This window comes from Dactylosporangium fulvum, assembly GCF_025137375.1.
GTDB classification, from domain to species: domain Bacteria; phylum Actinomycetota; class Actinomycetes; order Mycobacteriales; family Micromonosporaceae; genus Dactylosporangium; species Dactylosporangium fulvum.
On the sequence record NZ_CP073720.1, the window covers coordinates 10,068,061 to 10,094,028 of the forward strand.

General features: G+C 70.1%; 20 protein-coding genes. 1 reads left to right on the forward strand and 19 read right to left on the reverse strand.

Annotation, left to right across the window (positions count from 1 at the left end; translation table 11 throughout):
* Nucleotides 1-61: 61 nt before the first annotated feature.
* The 15 genes from Dfulv_RS46425 to Dfulv_RS46495 form a co-directional block, all read right to left on the reverse strand.
* On the reverse strand, nucleotides 62-1,234 hold the full coding sequence (locus Dfulv_RS46425; RefSeq protein WP_259860179.1) for a helix-turn-helix domain-containing protein: 1,173 nt from the start codon (nucleotides 1,232-1,234) through the stop codon (nucleotides 62-64).
* A gap of 132 nt (nucleotides 1,235-1,366) precedes the next feature.
* Complete coding sequence (gene rpsL, locus Dfulv_RS46430) at nucleotides 1,367-1,741, reverse strand: 30S ribosomal protein S12 (protein WP_259860180.1); 375 nt, start codon at nucleotides 1,739-1,741, stop codon at nucleotides 1,367-1,369.
* A 73-nt stretch (nucleotides 1,742-1,814) separates the two neighbouring features.
* Complete coding sequence (locus Dfulv_RS46435; RefSeq protein WP_259860181.1) at nucleotides 1,815-2,363, reverse strand: MFS transporter; 549 nt, start codon at nucleotides 2,361-2,363, stop codon at nucleotides 1,815-1,817.
* Nucleotides 2,315-2,584 carry a hypothetical protein gene (locus Dfulv_RS46440; RefSeq protein WP_259860182.1) on the reverse strand — a complete coding sequence of 90 codons (270 nt, stop codon included), beginning with the start codon at nucleotides 2,582-2,584 and terminating at the stop codon, nucleotides 2,315-2,317. Before Dfulv_RS46440 ends, Dfulv_RS46435 begins: the two co-directional genes overlap by 49 nt.
* A gap of 240 nt (nucleotides 2,585-2,824) precedes the next feature.
* Nucleotides 2,825-3,814, reverse strand: coding sequence for an SGNH/GDSL hydrolase family protein (locus Dfulv_RS46445; RefSeq protein ID WP_259860183.1), 990 nt, complete (start codon nucleotides 3,812-3,814; stop codon nucleotides 2,825-2,827).
* A 449-nt stretch (nucleotides 3,815-4,263) separates the two neighbouring features.
* Nucleotides 4,264-4,863, reverse strand: coding sequence for a flavin reductase family protein (locus tag Dfulv_RS46450; RefSeq protein ID WP_319805740.1), 600 nt, complete (start codon nucleotides 4,861-4,863; stop codon nucleotides 4,264-4,266).
* Between the two features lie 255 nt (nucleotides 4,864-5,118).
* On the reverse strand, nucleotides 5,119-5,712 hold the full coding sequence (locus tag Dfulv_RS46455; RefSeq protein ID WP_259860184.1) for a dihydrofolate reductase family protein: 594 nt from the start codon (nucleotides 5,710-5,712) through the stop codon (nucleotides 5,119-5,121).
* 569 nt (nucleotides 5,713-6,281) lie between these two features.
* The gene (locus Dfulv_RS46460) at nucleotides 6,282-7,865 is read right to left on the reverse strand and encodes an ATP-binding cassette domain-containing protein (protein ID WP_259860185.1); all 1,584 of its coding nucleotides are present in this window, start codon (nucleotides 7,863-7,865) and stop codon (nucleotides 6,282-6,284) included.
* Nucleotides 7,862-8,929, reverse strand: coding sequence for a branched-chain amino acid ABC transporter permease (locus Dfulv_RS46465; RefSeq protein WP_259860186.1), 1,068 nt, complete (start codon nucleotides 8,927-8,929; stop codon nucleotides 7,862-7,864). The genes Dfulv_RS46460 and Dfulv_RS46465 overlap by 4 nt, the downstream gene beginning before the upstream one ends.
* The gene (locus tag Dfulv_RS46470; protein WP_259860187.1) at nucleotides 8,926-9,819 is read right to left on the reverse strand and encodes a branched-chain amino acid ABC transporter permease; all 894 of its coding nucleotides are present in this window, start codon (nucleotides 9,817-9,819) and stop codon (nucleotides 8,926-8,928) included. The genes Dfulv_RS46465 and Dfulv_RS46470 overlap by 4 nt, the downstream gene beginning before the upstream one ends.
* A 57-nt stretch (nucleotides 9,820-9,876) precedes the next feature.
* Nucleotides 9,877-10,707 carry a class I SAM-dependent methyltransferase gene (locus Dfulv_RS46475; protein WP_259860188.1) on the reverse strand — a complete coding sequence of 277 codons (831 nt, stop codon included), beginning with the start codon at nucleotides 10,705-10,707 and terminating at the stop codon, nucleotides 9,877-9,879.
* A gap of 19 nt (nucleotides 10,708-10,726) precedes the next feature.
* Entirely contained in the window at nucleotides 10,727-11,932 is a 1,206-nt protein-coding gene (locus Dfulv_RS46480; protein WP_406567893.1) for an ABC transporter substrate-binding protein, read from the reverse strand.
* 48 nt (nucleotides 11,933-11,980) lie between these two features.
* Complete coding sequence (locus Dfulv_RS46485; RefSeq protein ID WP_259860189.1) at nucleotides 11,981-12,622, reverse strand: GTP-binding protein; 642 nt, start codon at nucleotides 12,620-12,622, stop codon at nucleotides 11,981-11,983.
* The gene (locus tag Dfulv_RS46490; RefSeq protein WP_259860190.1) at nucleotides 12,619-13,017 is read right to left on the reverse strand and encodes a roadblock/LC7 domain-containing protein; all 399 of its coding nucleotides are present in this window, start codon (nucleotides 13,015-13,017) and stop codon (nucleotides 12,619-12,621) included. The genes Dfulv_RS46485 and Dfulv_RS46490 overlap by 4 nt, the downstream gene beginning before the upstream one ends.
* Nucleotides 13,014-15,467: a sensor histidine kinase gene (locus Dfulv_RS46495; RefSeq protein WP_259860191.1), complete on the reverse strand. Its 2,454-nt coding sequence runs from the start codon at nucleotides 15,465-15,467 to the stop codon at nucleotides 13,014-13,016. The genes Dfulv_RS46490 and Dfulv_RS46495 overlap by 4 nt, the downstream gene beginning before the upstream one ends.
* A 1,010-nt stretch (nucleotides 15,468-16,477) precedes the next feature.
* Between Dfulv_RS46495 and Dfulv_RS46500 the strand changes: the two genes are divergently transcribed.
* Nucleotides 16,478-19,699 carry a BTAD domain-containing putative transcriptional regulator gene (locus Dfulv_RS46500; RefSeq protein ID WP_259860192.1) on the forward strand — a complete coding sequence of 1,074 codons (3,222 nt, stop codon included), beginning with the start codon at nucleotides 16,478-16,480 and terminating at the stop codon, nucleotides 19,697-19,699.
* 66 nt (nucleotides 19,700-19,765) lie between these two features.
* Here Dfulv_RS46500 and Dfulv_RS46505 read toward each other — a convergent pair whose 3' ends face one another.
* From Dfulv_RS46505 to Dfulv_RS46520, 4 genes are all read right to left on the reverse strand, one after another.
* On the reverse strand, nucleotides 19,766-22,585 hold the full coding sequence (locus tag Dfulv_RS46505) for an AfsR/SARP family transcriptional regulator (RefSeq protein ID WP_259860193.1): 2,820 nt from the start codon (nucleotides 22,583-22,585) through the stop codon (nucleotides 19,766-19,768).
* A 53-nt stretch (nucleotides 22,586-22,638) separates the two neighbouring features.
* Nucleotides 22,639-23,760 carry a serine hydrolase domain-containing protein gene (locus Dfulv_RS46510; protein ID WP_259860194.1) on the reverse strand — a complete coding sequence of 374 codons (1,122 nt, stop codon included), beginning with the start codon at nucleotides 23,758-23,760 and terminating at the stop codon, nucleotides 22,639-22,641.
* Nucleotides 23,761-23,854: 94 nt separating this feature from the next.
* Nucleotides 23,855-24,550: a response regulator gene (locus Dfulv_RS46515; protein WP_259860195.1), complete on the reverse strand. Its 696-nt coding sequence runs from the start codon at nucleotides 24,548-24,550 to the stop codon at nucleotides 23,855-23,857.
* Complete coding sequence (locus Dfulv_RS46520) at nucleotides 24,547-25,821, reverse strand: sensor histidine kinase (RefSeq protein WP_259860196.1); 1,275 nt, start codon at nucleotides 25,819-25,821, stop codon at nucleotides 24,547-24,549. The genes Dfulv_RS46515 and Dfulv_RS46520 overlap by 4 nt, the downstream gene beginning before the upstream one ends.
* Nucleotides 25,822-25,968: the final 147 nt, after the last annotated feature.

Below are 25,968 nucleotides of genomic sequence, written 5' to 3' on the forward strand. Positions count from 1 at the left end.
CCGAGCCCGTCACGCCCAGATCGGATGATTTCCGCGGACCGCCTTGACGATGGGGTCGAGGCTAATCTGTGGACGAACGCCCACGTTTGAAGTGCGTCCACGGAGAATAACGCTGGCCCTCGGACCCTACGAAGGCTCCATCCGTCCTTGGGGGCACCGAATGCCGCTTCCAGTTCGCGGTGAAGACCACGCGGTAACGTCGGCGCTGGTGCGACGGCGTTGCATTCAGTGCTCGTTGGCGGGCCGCGACGGACGCTTGCGTATTCATGGGTTTGGAAGCTGGTTGCGGATTTGCGCGCAGTGCGGCAACGAGCCACCGGCCCGCAGCGGCGCTGCTCGGTGGCGCCGGCATCCCATTGATGATGCATACCAACTGCCAGTAGCGTTCCGCGCGAGCATCCGCGGCGATCTCGAGTTGCTCGAGCAGCCTGCGTCTGGCCTCGCGGCAGTCGTCGCCGATCCCTGTTTGAGTGGGCAGCCAGACCCTGACGATCTCGGCGACGATCCGCTCAGCGTCCGGCGAGTCTGCGGAGATGTCGTCTGCCAGGGCCCTGAACACAGTTTGGGTCCACATCTCGGTCACTCGTTCGACAGCAGCCGTTTCAGCGGCTTCGTGCGAGCCCGGTGCGTGCTCATCCGCGTATCTGGCGACCCGGTTCATCGCCGTTCGCAGCTTCGGATCCTGAATCAGATCGGTGAGCTCGATCCACGCGTCGACCTGTTCGGCTGTCGGGTCGTCAGGGAGCTCCGGCGCGGCGGCCCGAAGCCGATCGCGATAATCGGGCACATCGAGACCCTTGACCGTCTCGGCGATGAACCTGTCGATCATCGCGGCACGTTCCGCGGCGGACAGACGGGTCAGGTTGCTGACGACTGAGAGTTCCTCGGCGGTCGAATGATGCGCTGCGACCCAACGCAAAACAGCGCGTTGCAGCCGTAGCCTCCGAATTTGAGCATCAAGCGCGTCGGCGTGTGTGGCCGCCACCTCGGAAAGGCCTCGCTCCGATCCCATGACCTCGCGGATCGCCGCCAGACCGAGACCCAGCTCCCGCAGCGTCCTCGCCAGCTCGAGTTGTGCCACGGCTCGCGCGTCGTAGCGGCGGTATCCGGCCCGGGTGCGGTCCGCCGGAGACAGAAGCCCGCAGTCGGACCAGCGCCGGATGAGCTTGACCGGCAGACCGGACCGTTTGGCCAGGTCACCGATGCTCAGCAGTTCCTCGTCGCCTACCGTCACGCCTCCACCATCAGGTCTCCCACCGTGGGAGAGTCAACCGCGGGCACGGCGATCGACCACCAGCTCGACCTCACCCATTACCTCAGGTTACGGGCCTGCTGCCCGTGGGTCACTCGGGAAGGCTCGCAACGTCTACGAACCCTTCTGCTTGGATCCGTAGCGGCTGCGACCTTGTCCACGCCCACGCACGCCTGCCGTGTCCCGCACCCCTCGAATGATTTTGTAGCGGACGCCGGGAAGATCCTTCACCCGGCCGCCACGGACGAGGACCATCGAGTGTTCCTGGAGATTGTGCCCTTCTCCCGGAATGTACGCGGTAACCTCCACACCGCTCGACAGCTTCACCCGTGCCACCTTCCGCAAGGCCGAATTGGGCTTCTTGGGCGTCGTCGTATATACCCGCACGCAGATCCCGGCGAGTTGTGGGTTGCCGTTCAGCGCGGGCGTCTTGGACTGCTTTGTTTTCTTCTTACGACCTTTGCGAACCAGTTGCTGGATCGTTGGCATTTTGACCCTTCGGCATGTTGAGCGAACCGACAGCACCCAGCATCGTGTCTCCCTGCGTGGGAGGGTCAACTGCTCAGCGCTGATCCTCTTCTTGCTTGACCTGTGCCACCGGTCCAGGCTGGGAGGTCCTGGGCATGACAACGGCGACAGCCACGGCCGCCAGCACAAGAAGCGCCACCGCAGTCCACAGCGCAGCGTCGAAACCTGCGACGATGGCACCATCGATCACGTTCTGGCCCGGTGCCGCGCGGATCGCGTCCGCAGTGGCAATCGCCGCGACAGTGTTGAGCAATGCGGTACCGATTGATCCCCCGAGCTGAGTGGCGGCGTTCACCGTGGCCGATGCCGCACCGGTGTCGTCGCCCACGCCGTTGGTCGCCGCCGCGACCGCAGGGGTGATCGTGCAGCCGAGCCCGAGACCGATCAGGATCTCGGCGGGCAGGAACCGTGTGAGATACAGCTCCGGCGTGCCGGGTGTGAGTCCGACCAACAGCGCCATCCCCGCGGCCATCACCACGAGCGCCGGAATGATCAAGTGACGCGTCCCCAGTCGCGGCCCCAGCAGGCCGGCGATCAGCGTCGAGCCGATCGCGATCGCCAACGCCAGGGGCAGGAACGCCAACCCGGCGCTGATCGGCGTGTAGCGAGGAGCTGCTGAAACCAATAGGTCAGCACCAGGAAGAACCCGAACAGCGCCAGCTGCGGCAACCCGATCGCGAGGAAGGCTCCGCCCCGTGTCCGGTCGAGGAGGACCCGGAGCGGCAGCAGCGGCTGCGCGACCGTCCGCTGAGCGATGATGAACACGACCAGCATCAACCCGCCGAACAGCAGCAGCGTCAGCACGAGCGGATCGGTCCAGCCGCGGTTGGCGACGGGTGGCCGGCATCAGCCGGCCGGCGGCCCGGCCGGCTGATGCGCACCGGCCGGGCCACTCCTGGAGCACCGATCAGCTGACACGCCACCCATGGCTTGCGGCGCGCCGGACCACTGCGACGACATCCATGGTTGACCTGGCACCGACCACCGGGTCAAGCGCGTGTGTGTTGTCGCACGGGGCTTGCTGGCTGCCGGGCGGCGTAACCGTCAGCACAGCGCCCGGCTGACGGCCTCAGCTATGCGGTCCGCTCCAGCGTCGTTGACGTGCAGGCCGTCGCCTGAGTCGAATCGGGACGCCAACGCATCGGTGTCTTTGGGATCGGCGAGAATCCGGTCGAGATCGACCACGGCATCGTACTCACCGCTGTTGCGGATCCAGCTGTTGAACTGGTCCCGCACCGCTTCCTTCTCTGCCGAGTAATAGCCGGTGGAGTTCTTCATGGGGGTGATGGTTGCCCCGATGACTCTGACGCCGGCGCGGTGTGCCGACTGGATGAGCCGCCGATGGGCGGAGATGACCTCGGACGCGGTCACCACATGCGAGGCACCGCAGCCGAAGTCCGGATAGCCGCCCGCGCCGATGTCGTTGACACCCTCGAGGACCACGACGGTCCGCACCCCGGGCTGGCTCAGCGCGTCGCGGTTGAAGCGAGTAACAGCACGCTCGCCGTAGCAGGGTGAGTCCGCGAGCAGCTTGTTGCCCCCGATTCCCGCGTTGACGACGCTCACCCGCCGCCCAGAGCCGACCAGCCGTTCGGCCAACTGGTCGGGATAACGATTGTCTGCTCCCGAGGTCGACCCGTGCCCGTCGGTGATGGAATCACCGAAGGCGACGACGGCCCCTGCCGGTGTCCCGGCACCGGCTACGTCAACGCCGGTGATGAAGTAGCGAGCATTGCTGGTCTCGCCGCGAAAGGCCGCCGACCCGTGGTCGTAACGGCGGTCGCCGGCCGCCCGATATGTGGTTGTCAGCCCGCCCTGGTGAAAGGTCGCCGGACCGGACGGTGCCTTGAAGTAGAGCGTGACCGTCAACGCGTCCAGGGCGGACACCCGCATCGGCGTCGCGTCGGACGCTACCGCCTGACCTGCCGGTATGACCGTCTCGCCGCGGTGCCCGAACCGCAACTGCTGCACGGTGCCGGGCTTGAGACTGGCACCGTCGCCGGATCGGGCGATGGTGGCGCCGGTGAGGCGCACCGGTGCGGTCCCGTACTCGTTGGACAGCCGGATTCTCACCCGAGTCCCACCAGCGCTGACCCTGACGACTTGCCTGACGGACTGCTCGGTGAATCCCTCGAGAGACCAGTTCGGTCCGTCGAACGGATTTCCCGGGACCGGGGAATGCGGCGCCGCCGCCCATGCCGCCGCCCATCCCCCGGACCGTAGCTGGTGGTGACTGTCGGCAGCTGCCGCCGGCTGACCGCCGGCCGCGAGAGCAGCACTCACTGCCGCTGTCACGCCGAGCAACGACGCCAAGCGCCTATGACTGAACAATGGAAGCCTCCTGTGATCCACACGCGTAGGTGATTCCCGCGTGACCCCACCATGCGAGAGGCCGCTTTCCGTTCCCTTTAGATTCGCATCTCGATCGCTGACGAACAGGTGTCTGAAGTCGGAGCTACGGACCTCAACTTCGGCGCGACGTCCTATGCGCTGAGACGTCCCGGGTCCATGCCGACCCCGTCAGTTCTCGACGGTGCTCCCCAACCTTCGGCGAGCCGTGACGGATGTACGTTCTGCCCGCCGCCGTAGAACTCCAGAAACTTCATGATCAACGGATCCCACTTGTCCGGATCGATGTACCGCGGATTCGAGCTCATCAGCAGCTTCTCTTCGACATGCACCCGAACGATCCGGGCGTCGATCGCCACCACGCCTGATCCCTCCTCGGCGAAGGGATGAATCCGGTCGACGCGTGCCTCGAGCTGAATTGGACACTCGGCGACCCGCGGCGCCGCAACCTCGTCGGACGGCCATGCGGTGAGCCCGGCCGCCCGGAACTTGTCGGGCTCGTACCGGTACTTCTTCTGAAGCTTGTGCGGTGGCACCCGCTTGCTTCCCGTCAACAGCGCCAATCGGTCGACCGCGTCCACCATCTCGGAGGACGGCAGGTTCACCACGCATTCTCCGGTCCGCGCGATGTTTTCCGTGGTTTTGGACGTCTCGTCGAGACCCAACATGCACGACTGGCCGATCCACCAGACGGACGACATCGGTGACAGGTTCGCCGAGCCGTCCTCGTTCACGGTGCTGATCAGAACCACGGGAGTCCCGAAATAGAGAACTCGCGGACGTATGACTACGTGCATCAACTGCTCGTTTCACTCGGCGCCGGCCTGACAGGTGATTATTTGACGGGCCGGCACACCGGGAAGTGCGCCAGCGGCACACATCGATGGGCGGTGCCGGCCTCACGGACACCGATGGATACCGCAGACACAACGGACAAACGAAAGGAGCGCCGAACTCGGCGCTCCTTTGATCAGCACACTCGTCTACGGTCAGTCCGTCTTCTTCGGCCGGTAGGACAGGATCACCACGCCTTTGGGAAGCTGGGTCTGGGAGACCAGATCCAGCTGCGTCGCGGGCCAGTTCGCGAAGACGGACTCGCCCTTGCCCACCACAACGGGGTGCACCCAGAGACGAAGCTCGTCGACCAGCCCCTCGCCGGCGAGTGCCCGCGCCACGCCGCCCGACCCGAAAGCAAGAATCGTGCCCGCCTCCTGTCGGGTGAGGGCGCGGACGGCCGGGACGAGATCGCCCTCCAGCAGCTCGGTGTTCGTCCAGGCCACCTTGTCGAGAGTCCGGGACACAACGTACTTGCGGATGCTGTTCATACGGCTCGCGTAACCCGCGGTCGGGGTGCCCTCGTCGTCGACCGTCGGCCAGATTTCCGAGAACCCTTCGTAGGTCAGCCGGCCCATGATGAGCGCGTCGGCGGCGAACAGTTGATCCCGCGCGTAGCGCCCGTATTCGTCGCTCCAGAAGTCGAGCGACCAGTCCTGCGGGTTCTCCTGGACACCATCGAGCGTCGTGAAGGTGGAGATGATCAGATTGCCCACGTTCCTGCGTTCCTTCCCGTCCGGCGCCGCCATGAGACGGCCTCGATCTCTTGCCGGCAGGCTGCCGTGTACCGCTTACCGTCCTCTTACGATCGGCATTCGATGATCGGTTGAGACCGGGTCACAACAACGGGCCAGCCGGACATGCCGGTGTCCCGGGCGATGGCACGGATCGGCTCGGTGCGGACGGTGCACCGGCGAGCCATCTCGACGCGCTGCTCGCGGCGCCGGACGTTGCCGGTCGGCGCCCATGTCTGGCTGCGGTCCCGGGCCGGCCCGTGCGTTACGGACACCGTGCGGTGTTCCGGCGCGGTCATGATCGCCGGTCCTGCCGATTCACGTCCACCGCCGGGCCACGCAATTCCGGCCGCCGTTGCGCCGGGGCCGGGTTCACGCACGGCCACGCAATCGGCTGCGCATCTGGCATCCGGTCCAGCAACGCGAACCGCCGTCGCCGTTCACCAGCAACTCGGTCGGGCTCCAGCGCCCGCATGTCACCTGCGTCGGCTGCTATCGCCAATGTCGTTCATCTCCTGTCATTTCGAAGTCCCGCCGGCTGTCAGACCGGCACAACAAGGCGAATCGGTGGGACCGTGGACGGCTCATCCGGGGCTCCCGGCGGGGCTCCCGGCAGCGACTCCGAGCAGGACCTCGAGCCGGTGCCGGACGGCGTTGTCGTGCAGGCCGGCGGCCGGGGTGTCGAAGACGAGGCGGCCACGGTCGAGGACGACGACACGGTCGGCGACGGCGTGGGCGAGTGGCAGGTGCTGCTCGGCGAGCAGCACCGTCATCTGCCCTGCGGCGACCTGCCGGATCGCGGTGGCGAGCTGCTCGACGATGGCCGGGGCGAGTCCTTCGGCGGGTTCGTCGAGCAGCAGCAGCCGAGGGCCGCCGGCGAGTGCGCGGGCCAGGGCGAGCATCTGCTGCTCACCGCCGGACAGCCGCGCCGCTGGGTGCCCGAGCCGGGCGGCCAGCGGCGGCAGCAGGGTGAGGAGGTCGTCGCGGTCCCAGCGGCGGGCCGTGTGGGGGCGGCGGGCGGCGGCGGCGAGGGTGAGGTGCTCGGCGACGGTCAGGCCGGGAACGAGCCGCCGGCCCTGCGGCACGATCGCCACACCGGCGTGGGCGGCCTGCTCGGGCCGGGCGGGCAGCGGCCGGCCGTCGAGGTCGATCCGGCTGCCGGGGTGTCGGGGCTGCAGGCCGGCGATCGTGTTGAGCAGGGTGCTCTTGCCGGCGCCGTTGCGGCCCAGCACCGCCACCACCGTCCCGGCGGGCACGTCGAGGTCGACGTCGTGCAGGACCGCCGCACCGTGGTAGCCGACCCGCAACGCCTGCACCTGCAGCACCGGTGTTGCAACCGGCCAACCGGCCGCCCTGCCGCGGGGGTGGCTCGTCGGCGCGGCTGATCCCAGCGCGGCGGGCGGCTGATGGCGGGCGGCGGGTGGGGTGAGGTAGGCGGCGTGGACGGCCGGGTCGGTGCGCACCGCGGCGGGAGGGCCGGTGGTGATGTGCCGGCCGTGGTGCAGCACGGTGACGGTATCGGCGACGGCCCAGACCAGGTCGAGGTGGTGGTCGATGAGCAGTACGGCCATGTCGGCGGGCAGCGCCCGCAGTGTGGCGGTGAGCTGGGTGATCTCGTCGGGGTCGAGCCCGGCGGAGGGTTCGTCGAGCAGCAGCAGCCGTGGCCGGGCGGCGAGCGCGGTCGCGAGCTCCACGCGGCGGCGCAGCCCGTAGGACAGGTCACCGGCCCGGACAGTGGCATACGCGGTCAGCCCGGCCGCGTCCAGCGCGGCGTCGACGGTGCCCGAGCGGACACTCGGGCGGGTGCTGCGGGCGAGCATCCGGCTGCGCACCCCGGCTGGCGCCCACCAGGTGACGGCGAGCGCGAGGTTCGCCGCGACGGTGAGCCCGCCGACGACGGCGGGGTGCTGGAAGGTACGGCCGATGCCGCGACGGGCTCGGGCCGCCGGCCCGAGCCGGGTCACGTCGTTGCCGTCGAGGAGGATCCGGCCGCTGCTGGGCCGGATCGTGCCGGCGACGCAGTGGAACAGGGTGGTCTTCCCGGCCCCGTTGGCGCCGATCACCGCGTGCCGGGCTCCGGCCGGCACCGCGAGGCTGACGTTGTCGAGGGCGGTGAGCCCGCCGTAGCGGCGGCTCACCGTATCGGCCTGCAGCAGCAGGCTGCTCATGAGCGTCCCTCCGCTGCGACGTCGCCGTCCACGGCGGCTGGGATTGCTGGAATGCCGTCACCACCGGCACGGTCCCGGCGGCGGGCCACGACACTGCGAACGGCCGGACGGGCGTAGGCGACGGTGAGGAACAACGCGCCGAGCAGGGCGTGGCCGTGTCCGCCCGTCATCCCGCCGAACAGGTCCCGGGCGGCGACCACGGCGGCGGCGCCGGCGACGGCGCCGGTCATCGTGCCGGCGCCGATGGCCGCGGCGAGGAAGGTCACGGCGGCGACGTCGAAGCCCATGTCGGCCGGGGAGATGTACCGGTTGACCGCGACGAGCATGGCCCCGGCCGCCCCGGCGAGCGCGCCGGCGACGGTGTAGCCGGCGGCGAGCTCGGCCTGGACCGGATGGCCGAGCGCGGCGAGCCGAGGCTCATGCCCCGCACAGCCGCGCAGAACCAGGCCGAGCCGGGACCGCAGCACGAGCGCGGTGACCGCACCGGCCAGGAGCAGGCAGCCGAGCACCCACCAGTACACTGCGGCGGCCCTGGTGAGCGCGCCGGCCACCGGCAGGCTTACCGGCGGGGTGTGCAGGCCGTCGTCGCCGCCGGTCAGCGCCGTCCACTGCGACGCGGCGGTCGCGGTGAGGCTCTGCACGGCGAACGTCGTCATGAGCAACGCGGTGCCGCGGGTGCGCAGCACCAGCGGGGCGGTCACGGCCGCCGCGACCGCCCCGGCAAGGGTCGCGGCGAGGAGCTGGACCGGTCCGTCGGTGATGCCCGCCCGGGCGAGCAGGGCGGTGGTGTAGGCGCCGACACCGAAGTAGGCGGCCTGCCCGAACGAGGGCAGACCGGCGACGCCGACCAGCAGCTGGGTGCTCATGGCGAGCACGGCCAGGACGACGGCGGTGGCGGCGAGAGACACGGTATAGGCGTCGGCGATCCACGGCAGCGCGATCCCGCCGGCCATCGCGGCAGCCAGCACGCCCTTGCCGGCGTACGGGTACCACCGCAGCCGCAGCGGCACCGCCGTCATCGCAGCGGCCGATCGGGCCGGCGGTGCGCAGACCGTGGGGATCATGCGGGTTTCACCCCGGCCGGTGTGACGGTGGCACGGCCTCGCGCCAGCAGGACCAGCAGCATCGCGCCGAACAGGGCGAACGGTGCGATCTGCGGGGCGAGCTGGACGCCGACGGTCTGCACCTGCCCAACAAGCAGGGCGGCGCCGAGCGTCGCCGGGACGGAGCCGGCACCGCCGAGCACGACGACGATCAACGACAGGATCAGCACGGTGGTGTCCACGCCGGGGGCGGGGCCCAGCAGCGGCGCGCCGAGCACCCCGGCGGTGACGGCCAGGGCCCCGCCGCAGGCCAGGGCCGCGACGCGGACCCGGCCGGTGCGGATACCGGTGGCGGCGGCCATGCCGGGATCGGCGACGGTCGCTTGCAGCATCAGCCCGGCCGTGGTGCGGCGTACCGTCCAGTGCAGGACGACGGCGATGACCGTGGCGACCGCGATGAACACGAGCCGGTACACCGGATAGCCGTGACCGCCGAGCTGTACCCGGCCCGCCAGTACGTCAGGAGGTTCCGCCGGGAGCGGGACGGCGCCGAAGCCGGTGGTGAAGCCGTCAGCGGCGAGGAAAGCGAGCCCGATCGTCACCAGCGCCTGTTCGAGGTGGCCCGCACCCGGGCCCGCACTGGCGAGGGGACGCAGCAGCCCGGCAAGCGTGGCGCCGCCGCCGGCGCCGGCCACCGCCCCGGCTGTCAAGGCCACGGCCAGCCCGAGCATGGTCCCGTCGGTGAGTAGATACGCGAGGTAGGCGCCGGCCAGGTACAACGTGCCGTGGGCCAGGTTGAGCACGTCCATCACGCCGAACGTCAACGCCAGGCCAGCGGCCACGGTGAACAGCAGCAGCCCGAACGCCACCCCGTCCACCGCGGTCACCGCGACCGTCCCCACCTGCCCCACGACCCCTGGTCCCTTTCCGCTCGGTGTTCCTGCCGGACCCTGCTGGCCCCCTGCCGGTTACTGTTCGGGGCGGCGGCCGATGGCGGTGACCATCGGGTAGGACCAGGCGACGGTGGCCGGGTCGGCCATGCCCTCGCGCAGCACGGCGAGCTGCTCGGCGGTGACACCACGGCTGAGCAGTGCCGCCTCCATCTGCCGGCTGTTGCACGCGTGTAGCAGGCAGCCCGCCTCACCGCCGCGCCACAGCTCGTTGTGGACCTTGGCGGTGACGTCGACGAGGCCGGTGTCGAGCATGGCGAGGGGCAGCCGGTTGGCCCAGTCGGCGGACGCGCCGTTGTCCACGGCGAGGCCGACCAGCGCGGTCTGGAAGGCCAGGAACGCCTCGGCGACGTCGGTGGTGGAACGCAGCAGCATCTCGTCGAGGCGGCGGCAGTCCCAGTCGGACACGACGAGGACACCACCGGGTTTGAGGGCTGCTGCGGCCCGGCGCAGCAGGTCCTCGCGTTGCGGCAGGTGCATGAACAGCAGCCGGGCGTGGACGAGATCGTAGACGTCGGTGCCGAGGTCGACGACGGTGATGTCGGCGATGCGCACGTCGATGAGCTGGTGGGTGCGGATGTGCCGCGGGTCCTGGTCGACGGCGACGACGAGGCCGCTCGGGCTGACCTGGCCGGCCAGCCACGTCGCGATCGTGCCGGCGCCGGCGCCGAGGTCCAGGCAGGTCCATCCGCTTTCGACGCCTTCACGGGCGAGGACGTCGGTGGTGTGCCCGTCGAGAATCTCGGCGAGCAGCCGGACCTGTTGCTCGGCGTCGGGGTTGGCGTTGTCGAACGTGTAGTGGCCCGGCGACGAGGCCGGGGTACCGGTGCCGGTGGTCGTGGTGGTCATAACGGAACTCCAGACGGGTTCAGCTGCCGAGGGTGGTCAGGTTCTGCACGACGACGTTGGCGCGGGCGCGGCCGTCGTTCTGGACCTCGCGCAGGTACCAAGGCTGGATCGGTGAGTGCGCGGTCCCGAACCGCCAACTGCCGCGCGGGGAGTCGATCGCGCCGAGCTTGCCGATCGCGGCATTGATCGACTGGCTGGTCGGCTGCTCACCTGCGGCGGCGATGGCGAGGTCGAGCACGAGGGCGGCGTCGAAGCCGGTGACGTTGTAGATGTTCGGCGCCGCGGAGTACTTCTGCTGGAACGCCGGCGCGAACGCCCGGTTCGCGGGGTTGTCGACGTTCGCCGCGTAGTTGAGCACCGTACGAACACCGTCTGCGGCTGGGCCCTGCGCCGTCAGCACGGCGCCCTCGGTGAGGAATCCCGCCGCGTAGAGCGGGATCTTGCCTTTCAACCCAGCCTGTTCGTACTGCTTGACGAAGTCGACCGCGGCGGTGCCGGCGTAGAAGCAGTACACCGCCTTCGCACCGCTGCCGGTCACCTTGTTCAGGTACGGCAGGAAGTTCGTCGTGGCCGGCCACGGCGTCCAGGCCGGTTTGCCGCCGTCGTTGGCGAGTTTGCCGCCGGCGCCGGTGAAGGTGTCGACGAACCCGCCGATCTGATCATGCCCACCGACGTAGTCCGGGCCGATCACGTACACCGGCCCGTCAACAGTGGTACGCAGATGCTGAGCGATCGCCTGTCCGGTCTCCCGCGACAGCCAGCTGGTGTGCCAGATGTAGGTCAGGTCCGTCAGGGTCGAGGGCCGACCGCCGGTGCCGACGAACGGCACCTTCTCCTCGGTGACCAAGGTCTTGATCGACTCGACGGAGTCGGCGGTGCCGGTACCGGCGATCGCGACGACCTTGTCCTTGTCGAGGAGCTTCTTCACGGAGTTCAGCGCGGTCTGCTTGCCTTCGGCCTCGTCGGCGGTGACGACCTCGACGGTGTGGCCGCCGAGCTTGCCGCCGTGGCTGTCGAGGTAGAACTGCCAGCCGCGGGTCAGGTCGTCGCCGATCGACTTGTACGGGCCGGACTGCGGCACGATCAGCCCGATCTTCAACGGGCCTCCAGCGGGCTGCTGGTCGCCGCTGGCGGCCGAGCCGGAGCAGCCGGCCAGTGCGGTCACCGCCAGGGCGGCGACTGCGGCCATCAGCGCGGTCGGGTTGCTTGGTCGTCGCGGATGCAACGGGGCTCCTTCGAGAGGTTCGCGGTACGCGGAGGGGTAACCGTGGGTTTAGGAGGGGTGGCCGGTCTGGTGCCGGCCGGTCTGCCGCAGGCGCAGCGCGTACTCGACGAGCCTGATGAGGCTGTCGCGGACCTGGGTGCGGTCGCGGGCGTCGCAGTGCAGCAGTGGCACCTCGGCGTCGATGTCGAGGGCCTCGCGCAGCTCGGCATCGGCGTAGACCGCTGCGTCGGGGAAGGTGTTGCACACGACGACGAACGGCAGCCGGCGGTCGGTGAAAAAGTCGATCGCGGCGTAGGAGTCGTCGATGCGGCGGGTGTCGGCGAGCACGACCGCGCCGACCGCGCCGCGGACGAGTTCGTCCCACATGAACCAGAACCGGTCCTGCCCCGGGGTGCCGAACAGGTACAGGATCAGCGCCGGGTCGATGCCGATCCGGCCGAAGTCCATCGCGACCGTGGTCGTTGTCTTCCCCGGTACCGCGCTGGTGTCATCCACGCCGGTGCTGGCCGCGGTCATGACGGCCTCGGTCCGCAACGGCGGGATCTCAGAAATCGCGGCGACGAACGTGGTCTTGCCGGCACCGAACCCGCCAGCGACGAGAATCTTCGCCGCGGTCGCCCGGCGGCCGGGTCCGGCGGACGCCAGGTCGGTGGCCGTGGCGGGGGTGGTGTCGCGCGTGGTGCTGGTCATGTCCGCTGCGGTACCCGCTGCTCGGGCGTGAGCACCGGCCCGACGCTGTTGATCAGCATCGCCATCTCGTACGCGACCTGACCCATGTCGCAGTCCTTCGCGGCGAGGACGGTCAGGATCGAGCCGTCCCCGATGGCCATGACCACGATCCGGCCGCCGGCCATGTCGACCACGGTCTGCTCCACCGGCGTGGCCCCCATCAGCGAGGCCATCCCGCGGGTGAGCGCCTCCAGGCCGCTGGTGAACCCGGCGAGCTGGTCGGCGTGCGCGTCTTCGAGGCCGCGGCTCTTGGCCAGCTTCAGCCCGTCGGAGGACACCGCGACTGCGTGGGCGATACCGCGGACGCCGGTGAGCTGATCGAGCAGGAAGCCCCAGTCGGGGCCGATCGATCTCATTGTGCAGGCTCCTTCACGAGCGCATGGAGGGATCGGCGCCCGGCCGCGCCGAGCCCCGTCTGGAACGCCGACATCTGCCGCCGGACCTCGTCCGGATCGCGTCGCACCGGCGTCACCTCTGCTGGCTGCGTCACGGCCGGGATGAGGCGGGCACCTGCCCGGCGCACGGGCAGTCCGTGCTCGGTCACGTGCTGCGGCGCAGCCCGTCCCGCCTCGGCCGCGGCCACGGACGCTGCCTGCCAATCCGACGGCACCGCCGGCACACCGCCGCCGTCCGCGCCTTCGGTGAACCACGACGCCCGCACCGACTCGTAGATCCGCAACGGCGGCACCTCGGCAGGTGCCCGGACCGCAGCAGCGGGCTGGTCACCCGCGACTGGCGGCCACGACGGCAGCGCCGACGGCAGCGCCAGCGGCCCGGCCGGTCCTGGCCGGATGGCGGCGACGGCGGGCAGCTCTGCCGTCGGCTGGTTCCCCGCATGGGCAGGTGCGGTCGTGGTGAACAGGGCGGCGGGGACCGTGATGTCGACCGAGGTGCCGTGCTGCCACCGTGAGCGCACCTCGACCGTGATGCCGAGCCGCTGTGCGATCCGGCCGACCACAGGCAGTCCCATGTGCTGCGCGGTCCGCGGATCGGTCAGGTCTGGGCGGGCCACCCGCTGCCGCACCGACGGCAGGTCCTCCTCGCGGATGCCGACGCCCTCGTCGCTGACCTGGATGTGCAGCTGGTCGCCGACCCGCCAGCCTTCCAGCGCCACCGGTGTCAGCGGCGGGGAGAACGTGGCGGCGTTGTCCAGCAGCTCGGCAAGCAGGTGCACCAGGTCAGGGGCCGCCTGCGCCACGACGGCCACGCCCGGGTCAGCGCCGCGCAGGTCCACCCGCTGGTAGTCATCGATCTCACCGATCGCCGCGCGCAGCAGGTCCGGCAGCGGCACCGCCGCTGGCACGCTGCGGCCCGCGCCGGTGCCGGACAGCACCTGCAAACTGGCGATCAGCCGGCGGATCAGCGTCGCGACATGATCGAGTTCGAACAGCTGCGCCAGCCGATCCGGATCCTCCTCGTGCCGCTCCAGCTGGTCCAGACTCGCGATCATCCGGTCGACCCGCCGCTGCAGCCGCCGCGACAACGCCTCGAAGATCGCCGCCACCGATGCCCGGATGGCGACCTGCTCACCGGCGATCCGCACCGCCTCGGCCACCACCGTGTTGAACGCCGCCGCGACCTGACCGACCTCGTCCCGGCCGTCCACCGGCAGCGGCTCGGCCGCCCGTCGCATCGCCTCGATCGCCGCGGCCAGGTCCGCGCCGCCGGACTCCACCACGCTCACCATGCTGGGCAGCTGGTGCCCGGCGATACGTTCCGCGCCCGCCCGCAGCCTCGTCAATGACGCGGCCAGGGACCGCGCGACCCACCACCCCAGAGCCACGACCGCGATCAAGGCCGCCAGCACGACCGTGCTCAGCAGCACGACCGAGCGCCGCTGCTGGTCGCGTTCGCCGGTGACCGCGCCGAGCAGCGCACCGTCGAGGTCGGCCTCCACGGCGTGCATCGCGGCCATCCGGGCACCGACCGCCTCCACCCAGCCGGCCGCATCCGTATCCAGCCGCAACGCCTCGCCGGGACCGGCCCGCAATACGACGCCCTGCAGGCGCTCCGCGCGCAGCACCTGCTCACCGCCGACCCGGGCGGTCAGCGCCGTCTGCCAGCCCGCCGGGGCGAGATCCCGAAACGCCTGCGTCGCCTCGACGAACCCGGCGTCCGCGGCGAGGACCTCCTGCTGCCCGGCCGGGGTCAACGCCCCGACGTCAACGGCGCGGACCCCGGCGACCTGCAGCAGGCCCAGCGACTCCACCGCCTGGGACAGCGTCGCGCTGGCCCGCAGACCGTTCGCCGTCGCCGCGTCCACGCCGGCCTGGCTCAACCCCTGCCGATACGCCACAAGGTCGGCGATGACCGCCCGATACCGAAACAGCGCCAGGCTGGCCCGCACGTCCGGCGCGGACTGCACCTGCTGCCGCAACCCGGGCAACGCCGCCAACTGCGTCACGACCCGGTCAGCCGGCGCCACGAGACCATCCGGCAGCCGAACCGCCGCCCGCGCCGCCCGGAACCGCTCAGCCGCCGCATCGGTACCAGCAGTCCGTTTCCGGTACTCCTCCACCGCCGCCGGCCCACCGCCCCGGGTGAACACCAGCGCCGCGCCGGCCCGCTCCCGCTGCAGTTGCCCCGCCAGGTCACCGGCCGCACCGCCCAGGGCCACCAGTTGCCGGGCCTGCTCGCCGCGCATCGCCCCGGACGCCGCCCCGACCGCGATCACCCCGGCCAAGGCCAGGACGGCGACCACCGGCAGCGTGAGGATCAGCGCGAGCTTCACCCGGATCCGGCGGTCCCGCAGCCGCCATCCACGCCGCCGCGGCGACGGCATCGGCTCCGGCTGGTGATGGCTCATCGCGCACCCACCAACGGCCGGTGGTGGCCTTCGCCAGTCGCGGGCGACGTGACGGGCCGACGGGCTGGGAACGACGGGTCGAGCACCGGCAGGCCGCACGACCGTGCGTCGTGCCGGGCCGTCCACCGCTGCACCCACGAGCCGCTACTGGCCGCGATCAGCCGCTCCGCCAGTGGCCGTACCCGACAGCAACCGCATCGGCCTGCCCGGTATCCGGCGTCGACGCATCGACCGTCGTGCAGCAGATCTTCGCGGTGGCGTGCAGCCAGCGCGACTCCGTGCGACCACGGCGCTGCATCGGCAACGGTGGCGGGCGGGCGTGGTGCGTCGGATGCGACCGTGCGCATCAAGGGCAACCTCTCCTGCGATCGATGTGGTCAATGGCGGTTCGGGAGGCGGTGACGTGCCCCGATTGGTCACGGCTGCAGCCATGGTGGACATGTCCACCGAACGTCTCCCTGTCGAACGTTGAGATGTCCGGGGTGGTGCATGGGCATAAAGCCCGACCTGTCGTCTCGTCCACGTGGCCGTGCAGGCGGAAACGCCAGCGACGTGAGCCCGCGCTGGCCGCAGCCGATAGACCAGGCATGACCAAAGTGGTGCGAGCGCTGCACGCGCCGGCCGACATTCATTTGGTCAAATCCCTCGGGGTCGCCAGGCATTTGCGGCGGTACAAGCGACGCACTCGCTGCCGTGGGCGCTCGCGGCGATCGGCGCGCGACCGCAAGCGGTGTTGGCCATGCCGCCAAAACCGTGCGTCGTGCGCCGGTGAAGCCTGGGCATCACAGGTGCTCTCCCGTTGTCCGACGAACCAAGGGTTCCGGGCGTCGGTACATCGCCGAGCGACATTTGGTACACGCACCAGCCGGCCGGATCTTTTATCGCCGACCGACCAGCCGGGCGGCGACGTACTGTGGCCATCGTGCGACTCATCAGTTCATCGCCGGGCAGGCGATCCGAGCACGATGCTGCCGGATATGCCCGGAACCTGTCTGTTGAGGGTGGATGATATGCGTTTCGGGGTGCTCGGCCCGCTCACGGTATGGGCGGACGACGGGCGCACGGTCTCCGTGCCCGGCGCGAAGGTCCGGGCATTGCTCGCGGCACTACTGGTGCGAGCGGGGCAACCGGTGACGACGGATCGCCTCGTCGATGAGCTGTGGGGCGACAACCCGCCGGGCAACCCGGCGGCGGCGCTCGCCGTCAAGGTGTCACAGCTGCGCAAGGCGCTTGACGACACCGAACCCGGCAGCCGGGCGCTCATCGGGTCCGGGCCGGCCGGGTTCACGCTCCACGCCCGCTCGGTCGACGCGGTCGAGTTCGCCGCCCTGCTCACCAGGGCAGCCGACGAACCGCGGGCGGACGCCCGCGCCGTGCTGCTCAACGACGCACTCGCGCTCTGGCGCGGGCCCGCCTACGCCGACCACCACGACGAGACGTTCGCCGAGGTCGCTGTGGCCCGCTTGGAGGAACAGCGGCTGACAGCCATCGACGACCGGGCCGAGGCATACCTCGCGCTGGGCCGGCACGCCGCGGTCGCCGACTCCCTGGCCGACGTGGTGACCGAGAACCCGCTGCGCGAGCGGACCCGGGGGCTGCGCATGCTGGCCCTCTACCGGTCCGGTCGGCAGACCGAGGCACTCGAGGCGTACGCCGAACTTCGATCCCACCTGGTCGAGGATCTCGGAGTCGAACCAGGACCCGAGATCGCGGCGCTCCATCAGGCGGTCCTGGCCCAGGATCCGGCGCTCGACGCGCCCCCGACAGCATTACCGGCACCGCAACCGACGAGCAACCTTCCCGCCCCGGTCACCGAGTTGTTCGGCCGCGACGAGGCCATCATCGAGGTCACCGACCTGGTTCACGCGAACCGGCTGGTCGCGTTGACCGGTCCAGGCGGCGTGGGCAAGACCCGGCTCGCGCTCGAGGCGGCGCGTCACGCACAACCGGCCTTCCCCGATGGAGCATGGCTGGTCGAACTCGCCGCCGTCGACGAGGGCGAAGACGCGGTCGTCGACACAGTGATCACCACGCTGGGCCTTCGAGACACCGCGGCTGGGGCCACACCTCCCGTCGACCGGCTCGCCGCCGCGCTCCGGCCCCGCCGGATGCTGCTCCTGCTCGACAACTGCGAGCACCTCATCACCGACGCCGCTGCCGTGGCGACCCGGCTGCTGCACGCGGCGCCGGATCTTGTGGTTCTCGCTACCAGCCGTGAGCCGCTCAACGTGCCCGGCGAAGTCGTCTGGCCGGTGCCGCCGCTGGACCTGCCGGAGGCCACCGACGACCCAGGAGGCTCCAGCGCGGTACAACTGTTCGTGGCCCGCGCCGCAGCCGCCAACAGGGGGTTCGTCCTCGACCCGTCCAACTCCGGATTGATCGCCGCCCTCTGCCGGCGCCTTGACGGCCTCCCACTGGCGCTCGAGCTTGCCGCGACCCGGGTGCGCGGTCTGGGCATCCAGCGACTCGTTGCCGGCCTCGACGACAGGTTCCGCCTGCTGGCGCCCGGACACCGCGGCGGCCAGCCCCGCCACCAAACGCTGACCGCGACCATCGACTGGAGCTGGCGGCTGCTGACCGCACCCGAACGCATCGTCCTGCGCCGCCTTGCCGTCCATGCCGACGGCTGCACACTCGAAGCCGCCGAAGCGATCTGCGCCGCCGGCGACATCGGCCCGCACGACGTGCCGGATCTGCTCGCCCGCCTCGTCGACCGGTCGTTGGTGGCGCGCGTCGAACGCAACACCTACGCGCCCCGCTACCGGCTGTTGGAGTCCGTCGCCGCGTACTGCCTCGACCGCCTCCGCGAAACCGACGACCTCGGCCCGACCCGGCAGCACCACCTTCACTACTACATCGCGCTGGCGGAGAAGGCCGAACCCCTGGTGCGGGGACCCGACCAGGCACACTGGCTGCACATCCTCGACGCCGAGGCGGCCAACCTGAGGACCGCCCTGGATTTCGCCATCCGCGAGCGGGCCGGCGAGGCCGTTTTGCGACTCGTCAACGCGCTCGCCTGGTACTGGTTCCTTCGTGGCCGCCTCGGCGAGGCCCACCGTGCGATGCGTACCGCACTGGCCGCCGTCACCGAACCGAGCTCCGTTTCGGCGCGGGCCACGGCCACCGCATGGGAGGCCGGCTTCGCCTTCCTGCTCGGTGACGTGAGCGATTGGCCCGCCCGCCACGAAGCGGCGCTGCGCGAGTTCGACGACGCTGCCGACGACGACGCCTACGCACGCGCCGCATGGTTCCTCGCCTACGCCGAAATCGACCTCGGCGACGTCACCGCGACCGAGACCCTGCTGAACGACACCCTGTCCCGCTTCGACAAAACCGACGACATGTGGGGCACGGCCGCGACCCTCACGCTGCTGGCCAAACTCGCCTACATCCGCGGTGACGCCGAGACGGTCGCCCGCGACGGCACCCGCGCCGCCGCACTCTTCCGCCGACTCGGTGACCGCTGGGGCATGATCCAGGCCACCGGGTGGCTCGGGGCGCACGCCGCTCTGGGCGGTGAATATGACACCGCTGTCGCGCTGCACACCGAAGGACTCGGCATCGCCCGCGAACTCGGCCTGTGGGCCGACGTCGCCGGCCACCTCGGTTGGCTGGGCTGGATCGCCATGGAACGCGGCAACTATCCGGAGGCCCGGTTATACAACAGCCAAGCTCTCGCGCTCGCCGAGCAACAGGGAGCACCCCTGCTCGCTACCTTCGCGACCATGGGCCTGGCCTGGACAGCCCGTCGTACCGGTGACTACGACAGCGCCACGAGACACCTCCGCTCGCTACTCGACGCCGCAGTCGACCGCGACACCGAAGCGGGCCAACCCCTCTACGTCCCCAGCGTCCTCGTCGAGCTGGGCCACATCGCCGAGCGCCGCGGCGACCTGACCACGGCAGCCGAACACCACCGTGAAGCGCTGCGGGTCGCACGGAAGCTCGGCGGCGCCCGCGACATCTCGGCCGCCCTGGCAGGCCTGGCCAGCACGGCCGTCGCCGGCGGAGACCATCACACTGCCGCGACGCTGCTCGGCGGCGCCGCGGCCGCCCGCGAGCCAGCCGGAAAACCCGCCGCCGCCACCGAGCGGGACGACCTCGAGCGCACCACGACCGCCGCCCGCAGCGCCCTGGGCAAGGACTTCGACGCGGACTTCGAGCGGGGTCTCCATCTGGCGCTGGACGACCTGCCGACCGGCACCGACGAGACGAAGCGGGCGCTGAGCTGACCGGCAGCGGGCGTGGCTGCGGTACGTCCCACGTCCGTGATCAACCGGGTCGGTTCACCACTTCGGTCATCGCCCGGCAGCTTCGAGCGCACGCGTGTACTCCTCCTGGATCGCCGTGGCGGCGCGGGTATAGCCGCTGGCGCGGACCAGGACAGACGCTTCACGCACGCATGTCAGTGCCCGGTCCGGTGAGCCGAGTAAGCGCCATGCTCGGGACAGACCGGTCAACGCCCATACCTCTCCGAGTCGGTACCGCGACCGTCGCGCGCGTTCGAGGCTTCCGATCAGCAGGCCGACGGCTTCCTGGGCGTCACCGGCGTCCATGGATATCTGAGCGAGGTCGACGAGCGCGGCAGCGCCGAGATAGTCATCCCCCGTGGCGTCGCACCAGGCAACCGCCGCTCTCAACAGTTCAATCGCGTCATGCAGACGCCCGAGCTCCTGGTAGGCCCGCGCCATGGAGAGGCTCGCGAACACCTCCCCCACCTCGAACCGGAGCTCGCGTGCGATCCGAAACTGCTGCTCGAACAGCGGCACCGCCTGCTCCGCCAGGCCATCCAGCACATAGGACCGTCCAAGGTTGCCCAACGCCCGTTGCTCGCCGAAACGGTCGCCGGCTTCACGGCAGAGTCCCACCTCCAGCTGGAACTGACGACGTGCCTCCGACATGAGGCCGCGTACGCTCAAGGCGAGCCCGAGGCTGTCCCGCACGTACGCCTCTGACACGCGGTCACCGTTGCGCCTCGTCACCGGCAGAGCCGACTCCGCCAGAAGCACCGCGTCGCGGGGGTAGCCGGAGTTCGCGAAGAACCAATGAAGCGCGATCGTCAGTCCCACACCTAACGCCGCCTGGTCATCGTCGCCACGGAGTGCCTGCCGGGTCACAGCGACGAGATTCGCACGCTCCACCTCCAGCCATCGTTCGGCTTCGTCCTGGTCGGCGAACGTCCGTGCCGGTGAGATGAAGTCCGGCACCGGCCCGTGCGTGCGGCGTGGGTATACGAGCGTCGTCGCGTGCCGGGAGGTGGCCAGGTAGTACGCCATGCCGCGGGTGACCGTTGCGGTAAGGACACCATGGCTCATGGTGTGACGGGCGCGTTCAGCCGCGAAGAGCCTGACCAAGTCGTGGCTGTGGAACCTTCCGCCGGTCTCGACGTCGACCAGATGCGACTCCAGCAGTCGCTCGAGGACTCGTTCTGCTTTCGCCGGTGGGGTGTCTATGACCGCGGCCGCGGCATACAGGTCCACGCTCGCGACCTCGAGCACGCTCAACTGGCACAGTGCCCGTGCGGCCATACGATCGATGGGGTTCTCGCTCTGTCGTAGCGTCGAGAAACTCACCCCAAGGCTGGTACGGACGGCGAGGTCCCCTGCGCGTAACTCACTGAGTCGCTCTCGCGCGTCCGACAGACGGGAGACAAGATCGTCGACGTTCCAGTCCGGTCGGGCTCTGAGCCTCGCCGCGGCAATGTGCAGTCCCAATGGCAAGCGGTCGCAGAGCTCGGCCAGTGCGCGAGTCGATTCGCCGTTGATCACGGATGCGACTGGAAGCAGCAACGAGAGCATCTCTTGCGCCTCATCGGCGCTGAGCGGCCCGAGACGTACGTGCTCCGCTCCGTCCAGAGCGGACAGTTCGTCTCGGCTTGTGACGATGACGCCTGATCCTGAGCCTCCTGGCATGAGCGGACGGACCTGCGCGGCGGAGGACGCGTTGTCAAGGAGGATCAACATCCGGCGACCAGCGACCAGGGTCCGGAACAGCGCCGCTGCTTCGTCTGTAGCTTGTGGGACGTGACCGGCGTCGACGCCGAGCGCACGCAGCAGCCGGCCCAAGCTCTCGCCGGCACTCAACGGAGAGACACCGGGCGTCGCGCCATGCAGGTTGACGTACAGCTCGCCGCCAGGGAACCGGTCCGTCAACATCCCAGCCACGCGCACGGCGAATGCCGATTTACCGACTCCCGGCGCACCGTGGACGACGACGGCAGGCACGCGTCGTCCGGTGTCGCCGTCGTCGAGCATCTCGCGCACCGTGTCCAGGGCGGTCCGGCGTCCGACGAACGTGGCAACGTCCAACGGCAGCTGATGTGGTGCGGGTGGGTCGCCGTGCACACGGTTCCGAGGCAGGAGCAACGCCGGGTCCGCGTTCAGGATTCGCTTCTGCAGTTCCCGCAGCGGTGGTCCAGGCTCCACTCCGACTTCCTCGATCAGCCGGGCGCGCAGGCGCTTGTACATCGCCAACGCCTCTGCCTGCCGACCGTCACGGTACAGGGCGAGCATCAACTGCTCCCACATCCGTTCCCGCAGCGGGTACCGCGCGGTCCACGCGTGAAGTTCGCCGATGACCTCCGAGTGCTCCCCGAGCGCAACCCGGGCCGTCACCAGGTCCTCAACGGCGGTCAGACGTTGCTCCTCCAACCGGTGCGCAGCCGCGACGAGCACGTCGGGCAGTGGCGCGACGTCCTCGAACGCGCTGCCGCGCCAGAGCGCGAGCGCCGACGTGAGCCGCTCCACGACCGCGTCGTGGTCACCCAGCTGGCGCGCGCGTGCTGCTTCTTCCGCCAACCGTTGAAAGACCAACAGATCCAGCGACTCCGCCGCGACATGGATCGAGTAGCCGTTCGCCGCCGTACGCACCGGCGCCTGCGAAGGATCCCCTGGTGAGAGGGCACGCCGGAGGGCAACGACGTACGTCTTCAGGTTGGCGCGCGCCGACCGCACCGGCTGCATACCCCAGAGGCTGTCGATCAGCGTTTCGACGCTGACCCCCGAGTTTGCGTGGACCAGCAGAATCGTCAGGAGCAGCCGCACCTTCGGCCGGGGAATGTCGAGCAGTTGCCCATGATCGGACCTGACCAGCAACGGTCCCAGAACTCCGAATTCCATCGTCCTACTCGCGATCTGACCTGGCAGTTTTCGCCGGGCTTGGAGCCCGGCCCTCAGATGTGTTCCGCCACAATGGCGCTGATGGCCAGAAACGAGCTGTAGTCGCCGGCCGTCACGCGGTTCTTCGCGACAGCAACCGCAATGCCCGTGGCCGGATCGGCGTAGGCGGCGGTGCCGCCGCTGCCGGCCATACCGAAGAGGGTGGGGCTGTCGAGCGGGCCTTGGAAGCCGACGTCGTAACCGAGGCCACGCTTGACAGGGAAACCGAGCACCGCGTCGAGTCCGCCGACTCCTACGGCGCTGACCTCCGTGAACTGGTCCTGTGGAATCAGTCGCACACCGTCAACCGGCCTCATCAACGCCGCGTACATGCGAGCGACAGCACGTGCCGACATCACACCGCCCGCAGGAATGTCGGACGTGAGCACGTCAGTCCGGTTGCAGTAGCCGGCATCCGGCATCGCATGCAGCGGCGCCGCTGTCCAGCCGTCGAGGACGCGGAAGAACGGGACGGATTCGGCCATCGCGGCCGCCATCTCCGCTGTCAGGTGCTCGCCGTCGGGCTGCTCGTGCCGAGCCACCCGCCCGAGCTCCTTCGAAGGCACCGCGAAGTACAACTCGTCGACGACCCCGAGCGGACCGGCGACGCGCTCCCGCATCTCTGTGGAGATGGTCCGGCCGGTCGCCCGGCGAACGAGCTCGCCAAGCAGATAACCATACGATTGGGGGTGGTAGCCCGTCTGCGTTCCAGGCTCCCACCACGGCGTTGCGCCGGCGATCCGTTCACACATCCCTTGCCAGTCACAGAGGTCTTCCGGCCTCGTATCCGCGGGTACGGCCGGCACACCGGCCGAGTGGGTCAACACATCGCGGACCGTCGTGCGGTCCTTCCCGTTGGCCGCGAACTCTGGCCACAGGTCAACCAGCGGTGTGTCGTAGCCGAACGCGCCGGCGGTCACGAGCGTGTGGACGACCGTCGAGGTAAGCCCCTTTCCAGTCGAAGTCACGTGGAACAGCGTGTCAGAGGTGACAGGTCGACCGGTGTCCGCGTAGCCTGCGGTCGCGTCGACGATCTGCTCGCCGTGCCGGTAGACCGCCACCTGGAGTCCCCGTTCCTGGCCGGACGCGACGATCTGCTGGACGGCCTCGGTCACCTGTTGCTGCATGTCACGCATGTTCCCTCCGTTCGGAAAGGCCATTTGTGACATGCTCTCCGCCGGCGTTACGGAATTCTTACCGCTGAACGGGCCGGTGCGTCCGGTCGGCGGTCTACCCGCGGGATCCGTCGCGGGGCGGACCCGGGCGCACCACGCCGTGCTCGTAGGCGAACACGACCGCCTGGGTGCGGTCTCGTAGGCCGAGTTTGGTCAAGACCCGGCTCACGTGGGTTTTCACGGTTGCCTCGCCGAGGTGCAGGTCGGTGGCGATCTCCGCGTTGGTCGCCCCGCCGGCCAGTGCCACGAGCACCTCGTGCTCGCGGGGTGTGAGTTCGGCCAGTCGTTCGCCCTGGGTGCGGGTCGTGCCGGCGGGGCCGGGCCGGGCGAACTTGGCGATGACCCGGCGGGTGAGCTCGGGTGCCAGCAGCGCGTCGCCCCTGGCGAGGACCCGTACCGCGTCGATGAGCGCCTCGGGTGTGCCGTTCTTGAGCAGGAACCCGCTGGCCCCGGCTTCCAGGGCCGCGAACAGGTAGTCGTCCCGGTCGAACGTGGTGAGGATCAGCACGGCCGGTCCGCCGCCGGCCGCGGTGATCCGCCGGGTGGCCTCCAGCCCGTCGACGCCGGGCATCTCCACGTCCATCAGCACGACGTCGGGACCGGCGGTGGCCGCGAGCCGGACCACCTGCTCCCCGTCGGCGGCCTCACCGACGACCTCGAAGTCGTCCTCCGTCTCGAGGATGACCCGGAATCCCGTACGGACCAGATGATGATCGTCGGCGAGCAGCACCCGGATCACCCGCCCGTTCATGCGCCCACCGCCGTCCGTGCCAGCGGGAACCGCGCCCGCACCCGGAACCCGCCGCCGCCGCGCGACCCGGTCTCCAGCACACCGTCGTGTGCCGCGACCCGCTCCCGCATCCCGATCAATCCCAGCCCGCCACCGGCGGCACCGCCGGCGTCGACGGCGCCGTGCCCGTCGTCGGCCACGTCGACCTCCAGTTCGCCGGCCAGGTAGCGGATCCGCACGTCCAGCGCCGTGGCACCCGCGTGTTTGATGGTGTTCGTGACCGCCTCCTGCACGATCCGGTACCCGGCCTGCGACAGCGACTCGGGCAGCTCGACCACGTCACCGTAGACGCCGAGGCTGGTGCGCAGGCCGGCCTCCCGGGCGCCGGCGAGCAGATCGTCGAGCCGGTCCAGCCCGGCCCCGGCGGTCTCCCGCCCGCCGTCACCCGCCCGCAGCAGGTTCAACATCCGCCGCAACTCGTCAACAGCGGTCCGGGCACTCTGCTCCACCGAGGCCAACGCGGTCTTCGCCTTCCCCGGATCCTTGTCCAGCACCCGCCGTCCGGCCGACGCCTGCACCCCCATCACCGACACGTGATGCGCCACGACGTCGTGCAACTCCCGCGCGATCCGCACCCGCTCACCGACCACCGCCCGCTCCCGCGCCTCGGCCTGCGAGGCGCGCAACTGCTCAGCCTGTACCTCCAGAAGGTGCTGCCGCCGCGCGCCGATCCAGGCGATCTCGCCGAAGAAGTACGCGAAGCCGAAGATCAGCAGGTTCAGCAACACGCCGTTGACGGCGACGGCGAGGATCGGCGAGACCGGGCCGGAGGCGTCGGTGAACGCCGAGACCGACAGCTGCGGCAGCTCGACGACGTAGTGGACGCCGAGCCACAGGAACATCGCGCCGATGATCGCCCCGCGGATCCAGGCGGAGCGGCGGTGGTCGCGACCCCACGCGCCGAGGGTGTAGATCGCTGCGAACAGCGCCCCCGAGGTCAGCTGCTGCTCCGGCGCGGCCCTGACCTGGCCCAGGATGAACCCGACGGAGATGATGAGCGCGACCTGTTCCGGCCGGCGCCGCCGCCAGGCCAGTGGCAGCGTCACGAGCACCGCCCAGAAGGTCTGCTCCGGCAGCGACGGCGGCGCACCCATCGAGTACACCCCGGCGCTGCGTGCGAGCGTCAGGTTGAGCAGCGCGACCGCGGCGACCGCCACCCCGACGACGAGGTCGGCGCGCTGCTGTTTCGCGGTCGGCCCGGGCCGCCGCCAGTCGTCGGGCTCGCTGTGCATGACCGCGACGATGACACAGCACCGCCGCCCGGCCAAACGTCGCCGCCATGTCACGAGCCCGCTCCCGCCGGCCGGGCGCCGAACCGGCACCGGCCGGCCGGTGTGCCCAGGTATCACCTGGTCGTATGCCTGGCTTCGTTAGCTTCG